16 protein-coding genes are annotated in these 18,242 nt (G+C 60.7%); 9 read left to right on the top strand and 7 right to left on the bottom strand.

Annotation, left to right across the window (positions count from 1 at the left end; translation table 11 throughout):
- Positions 1-35: 35 nt before the first annotated feature.
- Entirely contained in the window at positions 36-974 is a 939-nt protein-coding gene (locus tag JHC57_RS00865; protein ID WP_294027849.1) for a HEPN domain-containing protein, read from the top strand.
- Positions 964-1,788, top strand: a complete 825-nt coding sequence (locus JHC57_RS00860) for an NYN domain-containing protein (protein WP_294027830.1) — start codon at positions 964-966, stop codon at positions 1,786-1,788. The genes JHC57_RS00865 and JHC57_RS00860 overlap by 11 nt, the downstream gene beginning before the upstream one ends.
- Before the next feature lie 6 nt (positions 1,789-1,794).
- On the opposite strand, the gene JHC57_RS00855 is transcribed toward JHC57_RS00860, so the two are convergent.
- Together JHC57_RS00855 and JHC57_RS00850 are read right to left on the bottom strand one after the other, a co-directional pair.
- A complete protein-coding gene (locus tag JHC57_RS00855) occupies positions 1,795-1,998 on the bottom strand; it encodes a conjugal transfer protein TraD (RefSeq protein WP_294027828.1) in 204 nt (67 codons plus the stop codon).
- Positions 1,999-2,014: 16 nt separating this feature from the next.
- Positions 2,015-2,338 (bottom strand): conjugal transfer protein TraD, encoded by a 324-nt coding sequence (locus JHC57_RS00850; protein ID WP_294027826.1) that lies wholly within the window; start codon positions 2,336-2,338, stop codon positions 2,015-2,017.
- Positions 2,339-2,511: 173 nt separating this feature from the next.
- On the opposite strand from JHC57_RS00850, the gene traA reads away from it, so the two are divergent.
- The 6 genes from traA (at position 2,512) to JHC57_RS00820 (ending at position 12,160) form a co-directional block, all read left to right on the top strand.
- A complete protein-coding gene (gene traA, locus JHC57_RS00845; protein WP_294027824.1) occupies positions 2,512-5,463 on the top strand; it encodes a Ti-type conjugative transfer relaxase TraA in 2,952 nt (983 codons plus the stop codon).
- A 9-nt stretch (positions 5,464-5,472) separates the two neighbouring features.
- On the top strand, positions 5,473-5,934 hold the full coding sequence (locus tag JHC57_RS00840; RefSeq protein ID WP_294027822.1) for a DUF6118 family protein: 462 nt from the start codon (positions 5,473-5,475) through the stop codon (positions 5,932-5,934).
- A 214-nt stretch (positions 5,935-6,148) separates the two neighbouring features.
- Positions 6,149-7,432 (top strand): DNA cytosine methyltransferase, encoded by a 1,284-nt coding sequence (gene dcm / locus JHC57_RS00835; protein WP_294027821.1) that lies wholly within the window; start codon positions 6,149-6,151, stop codon positions 7,430-7,432.
- Between the two features lies 1 nt (position 7,433).
- Positions 7,434-8,984 (top strand): ATP-binding protein, encoded by a 1,551-nt coding sequence (locus JHC57_RS00830; RefSeq protein WP_294027819.1) that lies wholly within the window; start codon positions 7,434-7,436, stop codon positions 8,982-8,984.
- Positions 8,902-11,175: a Z1 domain-containing protein gene (locus JHC57_RS00825; protein ID WP_294027817.1), complete on the top strand. Its 2,274-nt coding sequence runs from the start codon at positions 8,902-8,904 to the stop codon at positions 11,173-11,175. Before JHC57_RS00830 ends, JHC57_RS00825 begins: the two co-directional genes overlap by 83 nt.
- Positions 11,168-12,160, top strand: a complete 993-nt coding sequence (locus JHC57_RS00820) for a PD-(D/E)XK motif protein (RefSeq protein ID WP_294027815.1) — start codon at positions 11,168-11,170, stop codon at positions 12,158-12,160. The genes JHC57_RS00825 and JHC57_RS00820 overlap by 8 nt, the downstream gene beginning before the upstream one ends.
- Positions 12,161-12,201: 41 nt before the next feature.
- Here the strand turns inward: JHC57_RS00820 and JHC57_RS00815 are convergent, their stop codons facing one another.
- From JHC57_RS00815 to JHC57_RS00800, 4 genes are all read right to left on the bottom strand, one after another.
- Positions 12,202-13,596 carry a restriction endonuclease gene (locus JHC57_RS00815; protein ID WP_294027813.1) on the bottom strand — a complete coding sequence of 465 codons (1,395 nt, stop codon included), beginning with the start codon at positions 13,594-13,596 and terminating at the stop codon, positions 12,202-12,204.
- Complete coding sequence (locus JHC57_RS00810; protein ID WP_294027811.1) at positions 13,593-14,642, bottom strand: DNA cytosine methyltransferase; 1,050 nt, start codon at positions 14,640-14,642, stop codon at positions 13,593-13,595. The genes JHC57_RS00815 and JHC57_RS00810 overlap by 4 nt, the downstream gene beginning before the upstream one ends.
- Before the next feature lie 12 nt (positions 14,643-14,654).
- Complete coding sequence (locus JHC57_RS00805) at positions 14,655-15,740, bottom strand: DNA cytosine methyltransferase (RefSeq protein WP_366928519.1); 1,086 nt, start codon at positions 15,738-15,740, stop codon at positions 14,655-14,657.
- 95 nt (positions 15,741-15,835) lie between these two features.
- Positions 15,836-16,027 (bottom strand): ribbon-helix-helix protein, CopG family, encoded by a 192-nt coding sequence (locus tag JHC57_RS00800; RefSeq protein ID WP_294027808.1) that lies wholly within the window; start codon positions 16,025-16,027, stop codon positions 15,836-15,838.
- Between the two features lie 742 nt (positions 16,028-16,769).
- Here JHC57_RS00800 and JHC57_RS00795 point away from each other — a divergent pair.
- Positions 16,770-18,005 carry an integrase arm-type DNA-binding domain-containing protein gene (locus JHC57_RS00795; protein ID WP_054588751.1) on the top strand — a complete coding sequence of 412 codons (1,236 nt, stop codon included), beginning with the start codon at positions 16,770-16,772 and terminating at the stop codon, positions 18,003-18,005.
- Here the strand turns inward: JHC57_RS00795 and JHC57_RS00790 are convergent.
- The gene (locus tag JHC57_RS00790; RefSeq protein ID WP_054588750.1) at positions 18,002-18,202 is read right to left on the bottom strand and encodes a helix-turn-helix domain-containing protein; all 201 of its coding nucleotides are present in this window, start codon (positions 18,200-18,202) and stop codon (positions 18,002-18,004) included. The two genes, JHC57_RS00795 and JHC57_RS00790, sit on opposite strands and share 4 nt — an antisense overlap.
- Positions 18,203-18,242: the final 40 nt, after the last annotated feature.

The following is an 18,242-nucleotide window of genomic DNA, read 5'->3' as shown; positions in this document are numbered from 1 at the left end:
CCCATCCGGCCCGCCGCCTTCCTAAGGTTGCCGTAATGCGAACCGGCCTCGATCATCTACCCGCATCCAAGCAGCGCGAGCTTGCCGATGTCGTGCGCATCCTGTTCGAGGAATTTGAAACCGCGCATGCGCGCGGCAACGCCGATTGGAACCGCAAGGGCCGCATCTTCAAGATCGTCCTCTACGGCAGCTATGCGCGCGGCGATTGGGTCGATGATCCGGTCGGCGGCTATCAGTCGGATTATGACATTCTTGTCGTCGTCAACAATGAGCGGCTGACCGAGTTCGAACATTGGTCGGCGGCGGAAGACCGGCTGATGCGCGAGGTCACGATCAACCACACGCTGACCGCTCCGGTCAGCTTCATCGTCCATTCTCTCAAGGATGTGAACGCGCAGTTGGAGCGCGGGCGGCCGTTCTTTGTTGATATCGTCGAGCAGGGGATCGGCCTCTATGAGGCCGAGGGGTATGAGTTCGCGCAGCCGCGTAATCTGCCGCCCGAAGAGGCGCGGGTTGAGGCGGAGAAGCATTTTGAAAGCTGGCTTGAAAGCGCTTCGCGCCGCGCCGAGCTTGCTCAAACCGCGCTTTCAAAAGGCTATTTGAACGAAGCGGCGTTCGACTTTCACCAAGCGACGGAGCGCTTCTACCATTGCACGTTGCTTGTGCTTTCCCTCTACAGCCCTAAATCCCACCGCCTCAATTTCCTCCGTTCGCAATGCGAGCAGATTGCGCCCGCACTCGTCGAAGCTTGGCCGCGTGACGACAAGTTCAGCCGCCGCTGTTTCGAGCTTTTGCGGCTGGCCTATGTCAACGCACGCTACTCGCCGCATTACAAGATCAGCGCGGAGGAGCTGACCTGGATCGGCGAGCGTGTCGCGGTGCTCGAAGACCTCGTCGAGAAAATTTGCCGCGATCATATTGCGGCGCTGGATGGAACAAGTGTCTCCGGCGGGAAAGCATCAGATGGAAAATGACAATCTGCCGCGCGTGACATCCGACCGCAAGATCGCGCTGCTGATCGACGCAGATAATGTCTCCCACGGTAAGATCGCGGCCATGCTTGCCGAGCTGTCAAGATATGGGACCGCAAACATCCGCCGAGCTTATGGCAATTGGGCAAGCCCCAGCCTTAGAGGCTGGAAAGACAAGCTGCACGATTTCGCAATTCGGCCGATCCAGCAGTTCAATTATTCCACCGGCAAGAATGCGACCGACATCGCGCTTGTGATCGACGCGATGGAACTACTCTATACCCAAAAACTCGATGCCTTCTGCCTCGCATCGAGCGACGCTGATTTTACCCCGCTGGTCATGCAGCTTCGCGCCAACGGCCACGAAGTTTACGGCTTTGGCGAACGGAAGACGCCGAGCCCGTTCGTCAATGCCTGCACGACCTTTCTATATCTCGACAATCTCGACGAGGCTGAACCGGCCGCGTCCACACCTGAAAAGCCGGAAGTAAAGCCGGCAAAGGCGAAGGCGACGCCGAAGCCCGCTACGCCGCCTGCCAAGCCGGCAGGGAAGCTGCTCGCACAAGACACGAAACTTGTGACCATCCTGCGCGGTGCAGTCGAGGCTGCGGCGCGCGATGACGGATGGGCGGCAATGTCTGCGGCCGGGAGCGCGGCGAAGCGGCAAGCGCCGATCGACCCGCGCAACTATGGCGTCAAGAACTTCCCGGCGCTGTTCGAGGCGACCGGCCTGTTTGAGATCGTCAAGGGCGAAGGCGGCCACAGCTATGTCGCGGACAAGAGGAACAAGGACCGCGCGCCCAAGCCCGCTTCCTGATTTCTTCTAATCCTCTGCGAACGCGCGCCGCCCCCGGCGGCGGCAGAGCAGCAATTGCTGCGCGCGCGCTTCGCCGCGCAGCGTCGCGGCGGCTTCGATCAGCAGCCCGAGCAAGACCGCGCGGTCGTCGCCGGTCAGTTCAATCAGATCGGCCTTGGCAACAAGGCCGCCAAGCTCGATTAGCTGGCGCGTGCGTTCACGGCGCTTCATCTGCCACGCCCGCGTATCATGCCGCGCCCGCTTCGCCAGAAGACGATTGCGGGCCTGCACCGCTCGCCGGTGCTCCGCCCGCGTTCCGGCCAACGCCTTTGCGAGCGCGGGCGCCGTCTCCGCGAAAGTAGGCCGAGCCGCTCTTGCGCCACGCCTCCTTCCGCGCCGCGTCGGCGCCGACGGCATCGAGCAGCGCGCCTGCCAGCTGCTCGATCGACAGCGCGTCGGCTCCCATTGCGATGACCAGCTCGCCGAGCTGGCCTTGCTTCTTCGTCTTGAGCGCCTTTGCCTTGTCGGTGAGCGCTTGGAGTTCGGCGTCGAAATCGCGGGGTTTGCGCATCGTCTGTCCTTCCATGTTCATGGGATCGGACGAACCAGCTATGCCGAGTCTCATGGCCCCGCAAGGTGCTGGAATTACTTGAGATGACCTGATCCCGAGCGCGATGAAATCGTGTGAGGGCGCGCTTATACGTCGTGCCGACGCGCCCGTTTTGCCCTAAATGGATAGCCCTCATGGCGATCTATCATTTCTCGGCAAAAGTCATTTCGCGCGCTGCCGGCAGCAGCGCGGTAGCAGCAGCGGCCTATCGTTCGGCCGACCGGCTGCACGATGAGCGGCTTGGTCGCAGCCACGACTTTTCGAACAAGGCGGGCGTCGTCCACAGCGAAGTGATGTTGCCCGAAGGGGCGGATGAACGCTGGCAGGATCGCGAACAGCTCTGGAACGCTGTCGAGGCTGCCGAGCTTCGCAAGGATGCCCAGCTCGCCCGCGAGATCGAGTTCGCGATCCCTCGCGAGATGACCGAGGAGCAGGGCATCAAACTTGCCCGCGACTTCGTGGCTCGCGAATTTGTCGACCGCGGCATGATCGCCGATCTCAATGTGCATTGGGACATTGGCGCCGATGGACTCGCCAAGCCGCACGCGCACGTCATGCTGACGATGCGCGAGATCAAGATCGGCGAGGATGGCAGCGCCGAGTTCGGCGCCAAGGTTCGCGAGTGGAACCGCACCGAGCTTTTGACCCATTGGCGCGAAGCCTGGGCCGAGCATGTCAACGAACGGCTTGCCGCGCTCGATATCGACGCGCGGGTCGATCATCGATCGCTCGAAGCGCAGGGCATCGATCTCGAGCCGCAGCACAAGATCGGCCCCGCGGCCTCGCGCATGGCGGCCGAAGGGCTGGAGGCGGATCGGCTCGCCGAGCATACCGAGATCGCCCGCTCGAACGGTGACAAGATCATCGCCGATCCCGGCATCGCGCTCGACGCAATCACGCACCGGCAGGCGACGTTCACTAATCGCGACCTCGCGATGTTCGTGCACCGGCACAGCGACGGCAAGGAGCAATTCGACGCCGTCATGTCGGCGGTCAATTCGTCACCCGATCTCGTCGCGCTCGGGCAGGACGGACGCGGCGAGCATCGGTTTACCTCGCAATCGATGATCGAGACCGAGCAGCGGCTGGAGCGAGCGACTGCAACGCTTGATGCGCGGCGTCATCATGGCGTTGCCGATCGTCATCGCGAGCTTGCCTTGTCCCGCGCGCTGGAGCGCGGTCTCGATCTCTCCACCGAACAGCTCGGGGCGCTCGAACATGTCACATCGTCGCGGGGCGTCAGCAACGTCATCGGCTATGCCGGAACGGGGAAGAGCGCAATGCTCGGCGTTGCCCGCGAGGCGTGGGAGGCGGCGGGCTATCAGGTGCAGGGCGCAGCGCTGTCCGGTATCGCCGCCGAGGGGCTCGAACATGGCTCGGGCATCGCCTCGCGCACGCTCGCCAGCCTCGAACAACAGTGGGCCAATGACCGCGAGCGTCTCACCGACAAGCATGTCCTCGTCATCGACGAGGCGGGCATGGTCGGGACCCGGCAGCTCGAACGCGTCTTGTCCGAAGCGGAGCGTCAGGGCGCGAAGGTCGTCCTCGTCGGCGATCCGCAGCAACTGCAAGCGATCGAGGCGGGGGCGGCATTCCGGTCTGTCACCGAACGCCACGGCGCTGTCGAGATCATGGACATCCGTCGGCAGCAGGAGGACTGGCAGCGCGAGGCGACGCGCGAGCTCGCGACCGGGGGCACGGGCGAGGCGATCGGTCGCTATGCGGACGCTGGCTTTGTGCATGCCGCCGAGACGCGCGAGGCGGCGCGTGCCGAGCTGGTCGATGCCTGGGATCGTGATCGACAGCACTATCCCGATGCCAGCCGCATCATCCTCACCCACACCAATGACGAGGTGCGGGCGCTCAATGAAGATGCTCGCGACCGGCTGAAAGCGAGCGGCGCGCTTGGCGCCGAGGTTGCCATCACCGTCGAGCGCGGCGAGCGGATGTTCGCCGAGAATGACCGGGTGATGTTCCTGAGGAATGAGCGGAACATCGGCGTGAAGAATGGTTCGCTCGGTACGGTCCAGAATGTCGACCGCATGCGGATGGCGGTGATGCTCGACGATGGGCGGAGCATGGTGTTTGACCTCAAAGATTATGCCCATGTCGATCACGGCTATGCCGCGACGATCCATAAGGCGCAGGGCATGACCATCGACCGCGTGCAGGTGCTCGCGACGCCGGGGGTAGACAGCCACTCGACTTACGTCGCACTGTCCAGGCATCGCGAGCAGGCCGACCTCTATTACGGGCGCGATGACTTCGCCAATCAGAACAAGCTCGTGCGCGCCGCCTCGCGCGAGCGCGGCAAGGACATGGCAAGCGACTACCGGGCACCGACACCCGCGAAGTCGACCGAGCCCAAGCGCGGCATCTTCGACGGGTTGCAGCTGGGTGTCTCGCGTGAGGCGCCTAGCCACGTGCCGCCCGAACGGCAGCGCCCGGTCAAGCTTGCCGAGGTCCGGGTGAGCGCTCGGTCGATCGATGCCGAGCCGTCGCGCTCACCGCTCGACAAGGCCGTCGCGCGCTTCGCGGGCATCACGAAGCAGATCGTCGATGTGCGGCGAGCCGGCGGGAAGGAACTGCCGCACGAACTCGGTGCTTATCGTACAGCTCGTGCGGAGCTCGATGCGCTGCGTCCCGGCGGCGCGAACGATCTGCGCGAGGCGTTCGGGAAGAGCTACCAAATGACGAAGGAAGCGGCGGAGGGGCGGACCGCGGGCGCGATGGCGGAGATGGATCGCCGAGACGCAGGCCGCGCTGCCGAGCGAGCAGCGGCCGAACGTGCGGGGCGCGATCGCGTCCGGCATGCCGACGATACCGAGAAGCGCGCCGACCTGTTCGTTGCGACATGGAAGAAGGAGAACGCACGGGTGAAAGAGGCGCCGACCTACGTCGCGCGCGACGCGGCGCGTGCTAGTCTCAATAATATGGCGAAGAGCCTGCAACGCGATCCGCAACTCGAGTCGCTGCTCCAGAATCGGCGCGCGCAGCTTGGGCTGGATGTTATGAGCACGAAAACGCTGTCTCAGGATCTCCAACTAAGTCTGGGCCGTGGACGCGGCATGGGGATAGGGGTGTAGGCTGCCAGCATGACCGACGAACCAGCCAATTCAGCCTCGTCATCTTCCGATGCCGCCACCGCTTTCGAAGATTTGCGGCGCGAGATATCGCTGCAGCGAACCGCGATCGAAGGCCTGACCGCGGCCAAGGACAAGCTGCCCGATTACTCCCCCACGCTGCGCGTCATATCATCTCGTCTTGATCGCATCGATAATGGGATCGAAAGCATCAATGACAAGCCAGCGATGCGTCTTACTCCCGAAACTCTCGCTACCAGAGTGGCGGATGCGGCGACCAATGTCCGGGCAGAGGATCGTAATGCAATTGGCGAAGCGCGAGAGGCACTGGCGCGTTCGCTTGGCCGGGTCGAAGGCATGATCAAGCAAAAGCGGTCGAACAAAGAGCAGGACTGGTGGGTGACATGGGCGGCAACCGGAGGTGCGCTTGTCGCGGCCTTCGTAACATTGATCGCAGTTCAGTTTGTTCAATAGCTCGGACCAGACATAAATCATGTCCATTTTTGTCTGCCAGGCCGCTGGGGTTAGGCAGCGTTGCGAAAGCAAGTCGTACAATTACTCCCTTATTTTCACGGGTGGAAGGGCAGCAAAACCCAGTGCGAATGACTTGATCTAAAGCTATTCGACGTCCAAGCTGTAAGCGGTTCTGAAGTCAGTGCAATAGTGGTCGGGGGATTTTCGGAGACACATGCGGTTCGTGGATCTCTTTGCAGGTCTCGGTGGATTTCATGTCGCGCTGGAGCGGCTCGGCCATCAATGTGTCTTTGCAGCGGAAATCGATCCCGATCTTCAAAAGTTGTACGAGTGGAATTTCGCGTTTCGGCCGGCAGGGGATATTCGCGAGATCCGCCTTCAAGATATTCCTGCTCACGACTTGCTATGCGCTGGCTTCCCATGTCAGCCTTTCTCAAAAGCTGGAAGGCAAGCGGGCCTTTCTTGTGAAAAAAATGGTGATCTCGCGCGTATCGTCATCGACTGGATACGTAAGGCGCGTCCGCCATTCATCATGCTGGAAAATGTTCCCAATTTTCTTCGCCACGATGGAGGTCGTACGTGGCGTTGGTTCAGTCAGGAACTTCGGCACGCTGGTTATAGCCTCGATACGCAGATCGTCTCGCCGCACGATCATGGCATCCCCCAGCTGCGCGACCGTCTTTTCATAGTTGGCGCCAGGGATGGGCTAGACCATTTCTCGTGGCCGGAACCGTGCCGCCGTTCAACGGATGTGCGGGAGGTGCTTGATGATGATGCGACCGCCCGCGTAGATCTCGCGCTGCCGCCACATATCCTCGAAGCTTTGGAGGCTTGGGGCGAATTTGTAAGGGCTTATCCCGTTGACCGTCGCAAGCCTTGGTTCCCGATCTGGGCGGCGGAGTTTGGCGCCAACTATCCATTCGCCACCACGGCACCGCTGGCGGTGCCGGTTGCCACTCTCAAATCCTTCCGGGGCACGCTAGGCGTTCCAATCAGCGGCCGTTCCAAAGCTGAAGTCGCCGCAAAACTTCCGCCCTATGCTCGAACCGAACGCGCCATTCCCGAATGGAAGGCGCGATTCTTGCAACTCAACCGCGACCTATACGAACACAACCGAAGTTGGATCGACCCTTGGCTACCGCGCCTTCAGCCGCTTGGGCCGAGTCTGCAAAAGTTTGAATGGAATTTCGGGCATGAGCGGTCGATCTGGAATAGCGTCATTCAACTACGGGGATCAGGAATCCGCGCGCGCGCGACCAACGCGGCGCCGGCCTTGGTTGCGGCAACATCGTCTCAGATACCAATCATCGGTTGGGAGCGCCGCTATATGAGTGTGCGCGAACGCGCCCGGCTTCAAGATCTGGGCGACTTGGCCCATCTTCCCGAAGGCTCGGGCGCTGTGACGCGCGCACTAGGCAACGCCGTCAATGCGAAACTTGTAGAACTGATAGGAAGAAAATTGCTCTCGACACGCAAACCTCACTCTGTGGCGGCCTGAGATGGCTTCTATTGACCGAGTAAACATCCGGCCGGGCGTCAGCATGCTCTCAGTGCTGCCGCATCTCAACTACAAACCTTGGTTTGCGCTGGGCGAATTTGTTGACAATGCGCTTCAAAGTTTCTTGGCTAACAAGGCCGCGCTGCGGGAGATTGAGGGACGAAAATTCGTCCTCTCCGTCGATATAGACATCGATTACGGCGCGCAGCGGATCGTGATCCGGGACAACGCGGGTGGCATCGGCTCGGTCGCATTCCCACGCGCATTCCGGCCTGCCGAAGTTCCCGCCGATGCAACAGGCTTGTCCGAATTCGGAATGGGAATGAAAAGCGCGGCCGCTTGGTTTGCGCCGCGCTGGTCGGTCCGTACCAAAGCGCTAGACGAGGGAGTCGAGCGTACGGTCCGTTTCGACATCGACAAGATTGTCAAAGACACAATCGAAGAACTCGAGGTGCATTCGCGCAAGGTGCCGGCAGACCAGCATTATACCGAGATCATTCTCGAAGACGTCCGCAAAATGCCGCAAAAGCGTACAATCGCGAAAATCTGCGATCATCTTGCAAGCATTTATCGGGTCTTTACTCGGCGGGGCGACATGAGCCTTACGCTAAATGGCGAACCGCTGACGTTTGACGATCCAGATATTCTCAATGCGAATTATTGGAAACGGAAGTCGGAGCCGCCCCGGATCTGGCGCAAAGAGGTCAAGATCGACCTGTCCGGAGGGCGCCGTGCCGAGGGGTTCGTCGCTATCCGCGCGAAGGGCTCGACAGCGCGCGCCGGTCTCGCCCTTCTCCGCCGCGACCGATTGATCGAGGGCAGTGCTGATGAGACCTATCGCCCGCCCGAGATTTTCGGGGCAGCCAACTCCTTTGCTTATCAGCGTGTCTTCGGCGAGATCAACCTCGTCGGCTTTAAGGTTAGTCACACCAAGGACGGGATCCGCTGGGACGAAGCCGAAGAGGAATTTGTTGGCAAACTTCGTGCTGCGTTGTCGACCCCTGACATGCCGCTTCTCGACCAAGCACAAAACTGGCGATCAACTGAATCGGCGCGCGAAAACCGGCCGCAGGCACAAAAGGCCGTCACGCAAATGCAGGACGAGATGCCGATAGCAAAGGTCGGGTCGGTCGTAGCCAAAGTGCAGGCGCATCAAAGCGATACCCCGGAGCGCGACGATCTGCCGCAGCAGCGCATGCACGCGAAGGCCGACGACGTTGCGCAGCGTTTTGATCTGGACGTCCTAGGTGCGCGATGGGAGATTGATCTGGCGCTCGATTACAAGGACGCGACTTGTGACTGGTTGCGAATAAGCGATCAGCCTACGCACGCCAGCGGCGGGTCGCGTCGTATAGGCGTGCGCCTCGCGATGCTGCATCCCTTCAGCCGCCGTTTTTTTGCGGGCGCCGATGCCGATCAGATCCAAGGAATCGCCCGTCTCGCGATCGGTCTCGTCCTTTCAGAAACTATTGCGCGCGACGGTGGGGTCAAACTCGCCGGGCGCATCCGGACGTCGCTCAACGAATTGCTGCGGCTTGCCCTCTCGAACTGAAATCCCGAAAGGACCTGGAATGAACGAAGCCGAGACGGCGACCCTGCACGTCGACACTGCCAAGGGGCTTTGGCAGCCAAAGCCTGGCGTCGAGGCCAGCGCTCTAATGCAGCGCAAGCGCTTTGGCGATGAAGCTGCGGCGAAGGTCGTCGGCGAGGCGAGCCGGATCCTCTCGCGTTGCCTGCCGCCCGAGACGCAAGGTGAGGACCGCGCGGGCCTCGTCATCGGCTATGTGCAAAGCGGAAAGACCCTCTCCTTCACTGCGGTCACTGCGATGGCACGCGATAATAATTATCGCCTCGTGATCGTTCTCGCCGGGACGAAAACCAACCTGCTCGATCAGAATGAGGAGCGCTTGACTGGCGATCTCGGCATCTTGGAAGAGCGCGGCAAATTTTGGCGCGTCCTTGTCAATCCCCGCGCCGATGTCGACAAGATCGACGAAGTGCAAAGCACGCTCGACCTTTGGGATCGCTACAAGGACCGGCCCGAGCGCTGCCGCACATTGCTCATCGTCGTCATGAAGAACGCGGCGCGGCTCGGCCATCTCACGACGCTGCTGTCGAAGTGCAAACTCGGATCGAGCTGCGCCCTCATCATCGACGACGAAGGCGACCAGGCGGGTCTCAACACACGGGTCCGCCAGAATGAAGAAAGTCCGACCTATTCGAGCATCATGGGCCTGCGCAACACGCTGCCCGCGCACACCTATCTGCAATACACCGCAACCCCCCAAGCGCCGCTTCTTATCAGCCGGATTGATCGCCTGTCGCCCGCCTTCGCGGAACTTCTCGAACCCGGCGAGGGCTATGTCGGCGGCAAGGATGTGTTCTCCGTTCAATCGCCGTATATTCGTGGTATCGATGCAGCCGACTTGCCTGACGTGTGGAACGAGGGCGATGGACCGCCGCCTTCGCTGCAAAAGGCCATGCGCTTTTTCTTCATCGGCGTCGCCGCCGGCGTCATTGCCGGACGCGACGGAAATCGGTCGATGATGATCCACCCCTCACATCTTCGGGGGGTCCACGACAATTATGCCACTTGGGCACGCAGCATCCGCAAACTATGGCTCGAAACCTTGCTAGAGCCCGAGGACTCCCCCGACCGTCAGGATTTGCAGACCGAGTTTGAGGCCTCCTACGGCGACATTGCTGCGACTGCCGAAGATCTGCCCACTTTCGACCAGATATGGTCGGAAATGGATTTCGCTATCGAAGAAACCAAGGTTCAGGTGGTCAACGCCAGCAACGGGCGGATCGAGACGTTCCCTTGGTCTGACAGCTATGGCTGGATTCTGATCGGGGGTGCAGGACTCGATCGCGGCTTTACCGTCGAGGGTCTGACAGTGACCTATATGCCCCGCGGAGCCGGTACCGGAACCGCCGACACCATTCAGCAGCGCGCGCGCTTCTTCGGCTATAAGCGCGATTATCTCGGGCTTGTCCGTATCTTCGTCGATGCCGAAGTCCGTCATGCCTTCACCGCCTACGTCAAGCATGAAGAGAGCCTACGCAGTTCGCTCGCGCGCCATCAGGGCAAGCCGCTCAAAAACTGGCGGCGGCTGTTCTTCCTCGACAAAAGCCTCAAGCCCACGAGGCGCTCGGTGATGGCTCTCGATATCATGCGCGGGCGTGGACGCGATTGGGTCAATGCCAACTTCCCGCATGACGAAGACATCGTCGGTGCGAACCGCCGGACCGTTGCCGATTTTCTCGAACCGCTGAGCAATCAGTGGGAGGCTATGGACGGCAGCGAAAGTTGGACCGACATCCAGCGTCACGGTGCCATCAGCGGCTTTTCGCTCGAGCGCGTTTATGAGGATCTGCTTGTGCCGATCGAAATGGCCGACGACGACGACGCGCTCGACCATGTCATGGTGACGATGCAAATTCGCTCGATCCTCGACGACGATCCACATGCGCTGTGCGACCTATTCCTGATGAGCCAAGGAAGGCAGCGATCGCGCGCGCTCACCGATAAGGGCGCTGTGCAAAACCCTTTCCAAGGTGCCAACCCGTCGACAGGATATCCGGGCGATCGAGCGATCAAGACCGCCGATCGCGTTTCACTTCAATTCCACCGCCTTCAACTCGAACGCGGCGACGATGTCGTCGAGCAGGACGTCCGGTTGCTCGCGACCCATATTCCCGAAAAAATGCGAGAGGACATTGCGGTGCAGGACGATGACTGATCCGCGCATCGACCTCATTGCGCTCGACATGCAACTCGGCGAGGTCGGCCCGCCGCGCAAACCGGGAGCGCATCGTGCTCTTCCGATTTCTTCAGAATCGGAAAGTCGTCTTCTGCACAACCCCGACGGACGAGTTTCGTTACTGATCGTCGGCGGCGAATGCGCAGCGGGCGCCGGATTGAAATTGCGCAATATCGAGGCGACCGGGTCGGTCCAATGCGAAATCGAAGCCCCCGACGGCGCCTCTCAAAATCTCCAAGGCGTCCTAATTAGCTGCAAGTCGCACGATCCCCAACTGCGCCGACTTTTTCTGACCCTGATGGAAGAGGCGATCGCGGCGCTGGGGGCGTCTCCGAGCGCGGCTGCGATCGCAGCATGGATCAATCGCCTCGCAACGCTTTTTGCGAGACTCGAACGCGAGGGCCGAAAACGCATGCGCGGCCTGTGGGCCGAACTGATCTTTATCCTGGCGCTGGAGGATAAGCAGCTGGGCGCGCGGCGCTGGCACGCGAATCCCAAGGAGACGTTTGACTTCATGGCCGGCAGCTTCGCGATCGAGGTCAAAAGTTGCTTGGACTTCGAGCGCGTTCACCATTTCTCCTTGAAGCAGTTGCAACCGCCCTCCGACGTCGAGGTCCATGTGGCGTCGATTGTAACGCGCGCCGATCCCCTCGGAACGAGCGTCCTTGAACTTGCAGCGGAGATTGAGCGCGGCATCACAAATCCTGCTATTCTAGCGGATTTCCGTGCCATGGTATTCGAAATCGGTGGGGAAGGTCTCGAAGACGACGACATGTTTCGTTTCGACAGAATCGGTGCGCTCCAAACCCTCCGATTGATCGGCATCACGGACGTCCCCTCGATCGAAGAAAAGCTGGCGGAGGAGATTCTCTCGGTCGAGCTTACCATCCGATGCTCGGCAGTGCCCGAAACGATCAGACTGTCCGATGTCGCCGCCCTCTTTGCATCGTCGCTGGGGTCGTAGCAGCAGCGAAAGGGCCGGTGCCGCCGCAAATGACGCCGACCTCAGGCCTCAGGAGTGATCGGCTGGCTCCGTTTGTGCGCCATGACGTTTGCCGCGTTCGCTGCGACGAAGTCGAGGAGAACGCCCGCGCCTTTGTCCAGATAACTGCGAACCACGGTGCCATTGACCAGTAGAAACTGCAGATGCGTCGCCGCCGAAATCTCGCGCGCATAGGCAAGCGCTTCGCCAGAAAAGTCGCTTGTCGTGACGACTGCAACGACATGCGCTTTCGAATAGATGGCGAGACCGACTTCTTTAGCGACGTCGCCTAGGCTGACACGGCTGTTCACGCATTTGCATTGAAAATTCCAGCGAGAGAAGAGCAGATTCTTACCTTCAGCGGTGAGGTCAACCTCAGCATGCGCCGTATCGCGGCTCCGCAATCGGAAGGCACGGGGCTCGAGTCCGATGTCGATGATCATCTTAAGCGCGAGAAGTTCGAGGCCAAGCCCTCGGTCATAGGTCTGGCTGCTGTTGAGCAGTTTTTGCACCTCGGACCGCGGCAAATCGATCTTAGCGCGCAAGTCGGCGGGTACGATCTGGTCGAAATCGGGCAGTACCGCTTCAATCGGAATACCGAGCAATTTGGCAGACGGCCTGATCGATCCGCTCTTGCCGCCGCGCCCAGAAGGGGCTGCAGTCTGTGACAACTCGATCCACCCCTCGTCGACCAGCGGATTAATTACCTTTGCGCGGATCTGATCTTCTTTAAAGCGCGCGCGATGGTCGCGAAGGCACTCGTCGATCACCTGCTTAGCTGGAAGCTCGGCAGCTCCCGTCGTTTCTGCAACTCGCCGCAAGACCTGTAGGAAAATCTGCTGGGTCAGCGGCAGTTCGGCAAAATTGGCGCGTTCTTCGTCCGAGATTCCCAGCACTAACTTCATCACAGCTTCGTCGGGTTGCAGCGCCGCGCCAGCGTTGCGTGCGAACAGTCCCGCCGCGATCATCCAGTTGAGGAGCGTCAAATGATCGGTCGTTGCGTTCGATAAATCGGTGATGCCGACTGCCTCAAGTTCCTGCTTCAGGCTTGCTTTGGTGACTCGTTCGCCGCGCGTGTTCAGTGACCTGACCGCATCGATGACCGCCATACCGTTGTGCGCGCTCACAATGTGTTGAACGAGCCGGCGCGCGGCGTCCAGCGCATCGGGTGCTTCCAGGATCGTCTGGCCGGCACCGGTCAGCGAAAGCGGATTGCGCATCATCAACCCAAGACTGGTCAAGGTCGCCGGGATGTTCGTGCTCGCACGCCTGTTGTTGGCGCTTTTGAAAAACGCACGGTCCCATTCGGCTACAACTGCTGCAAGGTTGGGCGCAAGGCGCTGCAATATCTCCAGTGGGCGGCGCACATCGTCGATGATGCCAGGCGAAAAATCATTGAATGAGGGCAGCCGGCTCATGCAGCCTCGCGCATCGGCGCACCGATTGCCTCGGCCACACGCCGGCCGACCGCTGCAGCCAGAAGGGGGGGGACGGCGTTGCCAATCTGGCGCCACTGCTGCTCGACCGTTCCCGCGAGTTCGAAGGCGTCGGGAAAGGTCTGGAGGCGCTTGATCTCGCTGATCCGCAGAATGCGATTCCGCCAATGGAAGGGACCCATATTGTTCGAGCGGCGCGCCTGAATCGTCCACGACGGCATGTCTGGGCTAAGTTTGAGCAGAAACGACCAGTAGCGACCGCGCCATTTGAACTGCGGATTCGGATGACCCCGCTTCTCGGTAAAATAAAGATAATTGTCGCCGGGCGGCACGTCACAGAGCAGTTGGTGATGCTGTCCCCCGGCAAAATGACCCTCGTCGCTCGCATTTTCCTCGGTGTCGAGATCGGTCAGGACCGCGCCCGTCGAAACCCACGGCAGCAAGCCCGCAGCGGGAAGTTTCGCATGGGTTGGCGTCGGCAGCGCGATCGCCTTGTCTAGCGACCCGATAACAAAACAGCGTTCGCGGATTTGCGGGACGCCATAGTCGGCGGCGTTCAACACTCCCGTCGTCACCTTGTAGCCGAGCGCTTCGGCGCGCGAGACGATCGTGTCCAACGCGTCGCAGTGCACCTTATACGCAAGGCCCTTCACATTCTCGAGAATGAACGCGCGCGGGCGTACCCAGTCGAGCATATTGAGATAGCCGTTGATCGTCTCCCAGCCGTTCGGGTCATCGAGCGCGCGCGGCTTGTCCTTGCGATAGAACCGGCTCTTCGAAAAAGGAGGGCAGGGCGGGCCACCCGCGATCAGGTCGATATCGCCGATGCGCCCCCCCAATTGGGCAGCAACATCGTCGCGCGTGATCTTACCCATGCGACCGAGCAGAAACGGCGTCCGCGGCATGCTGCGATGCCAGGTCTCGGCGCAAAGGCGCTCGAAATCGGACGCAAGAACGGTCTCGAAGCCCGCTGCATGGAGGCCGAGATCGAGACCCCCGCAACCGCTGAACAAACTTATACTGCGCAAATTTCGCCCCTCTTAACGATCGACCGTCGCAAACACCGCCTCAATCATCCGCTTCGCCAGCAACGGCGGAACGGCATTGCCCAGCTGGCGCACTCGGTCGCGCCGGCTCCCCGCAAAATGATAGGCCTCCGGAAACGCCTGTAACGCGGCCATCTCCACGGTTCGTAGCCGCCGACTGGTCCAGTGAAACGGTCCGGTCCAAGGGCCCGGCGAGGCCGCGAGCGTCCATGACGGTCGCTCCGGAGACAGCTTGAGCAAAAAGTTCCAGAAGCGCGTCTCGGTCTCGAAACTCGGGTTGGGGTGGCCGGCCCAAGCGGTGTGCGCTTTGTAGTTCCCGCCGGGGGGCACCGCCCGCAAATGCTCGGCCCAGCGTCCGCTCACTATTTCTTCAGGCTCAAAATATTCCGGCCCGGAGAATGCCTCGAGGGCCTCGCCCGCCGTTACAGCGGCCGCATATCCTGTCTCATTCTTGACGCTGTGGCTAGGATGCGGCGCCTCGGGCTTGCCGCGCTTAGCCCCGAGCAGGAAGACCCGCTCGCGCGTTTGCGCGACGCCATAATTGGCTGCATTCGCCGTCACTTGGGTTACTTGGTAGCCTGCGGCTTCGGCGGCGCCGCGAAACCCGTCGAGCACCGGGCGGTTGCGCGGATGCTTGATGCTTGGGACATTTTCGAACACGAAGCCGTCAGCATTTGATTCGAAAATGAGCCGCCAAAATTCCTCCACCAACGTGCGACGCGCGTCGGACCGCGCTTCGGTTGGGGCAGGGGGACGATTCATCGCGATCCCGGCAGCGCGCGCGCGGCGATAGCGCGACTCTTCTCCATTCTCCACCCAATAGGCGGCCTTAGAGAAAGGCTGACACGGCGCGCCGCCGACGACAATGAGCGGATCGTTCGGGCCGAGTTTCGCAATTGTCCTTAGATCGAGCCCCGTGATCTGCGCGACATCGCCCTCTAGAACCATCCCATGATAGCGTTCGTTTGCGCGCAACGTCCGGCAAGCGGTCGGGTCGAGTTCGACGCACGCGCGCACCTCGCATCCCGCGTCGGTAGCACCGATACTCAGTCCGCCCGCGCCGGCGAACAGATCGATCACCGGCAGGCCTCGTCCAGCCGAAGCCGCAGTCGATGCACCCGCGAGATCAGCGGCGTGCGAAAGCGGCGCCGAAGGCGTCTCCAGAAGCGTCACGGCTAGCGACCTCTGCCGAAATCCAACGGGAGTTGAGCTTCCCGCCCCTGCTCGACCACCTGGTCGACCGCGTAGCGTACCAGCCAGGCAACGCTAACCTTATACTTCGCCGCCAGTTCTTTGAGAGCCGCTTCTTGGCTTCGACTCAGCGAAGCAGTGACGCGCACGACACCTTCTTCCGCGATGACCGCCATTCCTCGTCTCCCGCTGCAACTTGCAGCAAGTTACTGCACGATGCTTCATCATGATGCAAGCATAGAACGTTAGGGGAACAAAATGGCACGCCCTACGGTCATGCGCAATGGCTGACTTGGATAGTCTCCAAGCCAGATCATGTCACTCTTCGAGGTCGCCAGATTTGAACTTTCACGCCCATCGCCATTGAAAACCGGCCTTCGCCGAATGCAACTCAAGTGTAGCCGGCCCTGGCCGAAGCCGCAGCGCTTACTGTGCTTCAAGGTCCAACACGTTATCATTGGCATAGCGAACGATGGCAATTGAATGCGTATTTAGAGAGTGGCCGTCGCGGTAGCGGTAGTTTTGTGACCGACAATTTCGAGTTGATAGCAACGCCAATCGAATTGCGCGGATGCCATTAGTGCGCTATGGGACTTCGCGAGCGTTGCTGAGCCTTCCAACACTCGAACCACTCCACGAAATGTTGACGCGGGCCATCGGAGGGGGCACCATTCTGCCTGTTGAAAGGAAATAAATTTCTTTTCAAAATCATAGCTTTAACTATAGATTCCTCTTCTGGGCACCATCTGTTCTCCTCGGAATGTCCGAGGACGTCCAGTAAGCGGCTGGTTTCTCACCGCTTTTTCGATGAGACTCGCTGAGTGGAATCCAGGCTGATCCAGCCGGAACCATCAGCGTACCATCAGCTTTGATGGTGTTTTTGATGGTTTCGGTCAGCCTATCGAAGGTGAAACCATCATGTCGCTTACCCACATCCAGATTTCGAACGCTAAGCCCAAGGAAAAAGCCTATAAAATGGCTGACGCCGACGCCCTGTACCTCGTGGTCAGGCCGAGCGGCGCAAAAGTCTGGCGAATGAACTATCGCTATCTCGAACGGCAAAAGACGCTGTATTTCGGGTCGTGGCCCGATGTCGGCATCGCGTCCGCTCGGGAACTTCGCGACGAGGCGCGCAAGAAGCTTGTCGCCGGGCTTGATCCCGCAGCGGAGAAGAAGGTCGCGCGGATCACCCAGAAGATCGCGCAGGACAATACGTTCAAGGCGATCGCCGAGGAATGGCTGGTGAAAATCGAACGAGAAGAGCGCGCGCCAGTCACGCTTCGGAAGGTGCGATGGCTCCTCGACATCGCCGAACCGATGATCGGCAGTCGCCCGATATCGAAACTCACCGCGCAGGAAATCCTGGCCGTTCTCCGTAAAGTCGAGGCGAACGGCCGATATGAAAGCGCGCGGCGCATGCGGAGCGTGATTAGCCGAGTGTTCCGCTACGCCATTGCGACCGCAAGGGCCGACCGCGATCTGGCGGCCGATCTCCGTGGTGCGCTGATCACTCCGAAGGTGAAGCACCACGCCGCCATCACGGCCCCGAAGGAAGTCGGCGCGCTGCTCCGCGCGATCGATGGCTACGCTGGTCACGAGCTCACCGCGGTCGCGCTTCGATTGACGCCGCATCTTTTCGTCAGACCGGGCGAACTGCGCCAGGCAGAATGGGCGGAGATTGATTCCCATGATGCCGTCTGGTCGATCCCGGCAGAAAAGATGAAAATGCGCCGCTCGCTTTGCGTCCCCCTGTCACGGCAAGTTCTTGCGATGCTCGAAGAGCTCCACGCCCTTACCGGCCATGGGAGATACCTCTTTCCGTCCTTTCGGACGCCCCGCCGTTGCATGTCGGAGAATACTGTCAGCGCCGCGCTTCGGCGGCTGGGCTACAGCCGTGAGGAGATGACGGCTCATGGATTCCGCGCGACGGCCGCCACTCTCCTCAATCAGATGGGAATGTGGCACCCGGATGCGATCGAAAGGCAACTGGCACATCTCGATGCCAATGCGACGCGCCGGGTCTACACCCGCGGCGAATATTGGGACGAACGTGTTCGCATGATGCAGCATTGGTCCGATTATCTCGACGAGCTGCGCGATGGGGCGCAAATTCTGCGCCCCGCCTTCGGCAAGAGTGCGACCTCGACCGCCTAGCGGCCGATCAGGGCCTTGAGGCTCGTATAGAGGACCAGCGTGGACCGGCCGACTTTGACGACCTCAAGGTCGCCGGACACGATCAACTCGTAGATTCTTGACCGACTGAGCCCTGTCAGTTCGACTGCGGTCGGAATCCGCACGGTCAATGGCTCCATGAAGACGATTTCGGACCGTGACAAATCGAGATCCTGCATTTTCCTTGTCCTCGGGATGGATCAATGTCGCGAGCGCGGT

This window comes from Sphingopyxis sp., assembly GCF_016463645.1.
Taxonomy (GTDB): domain Bacteria; phylum Pseudomonadota; class Alphaproteobacteria; order Sphingomonadales; family Sphingomonadaceae; genus Sphingopyxis.
The sequence above is the reverse complement of the archived record's forward strand: the minus strand, read 5'-3'. Positions and strand labels throughout refer to the sequence as shown.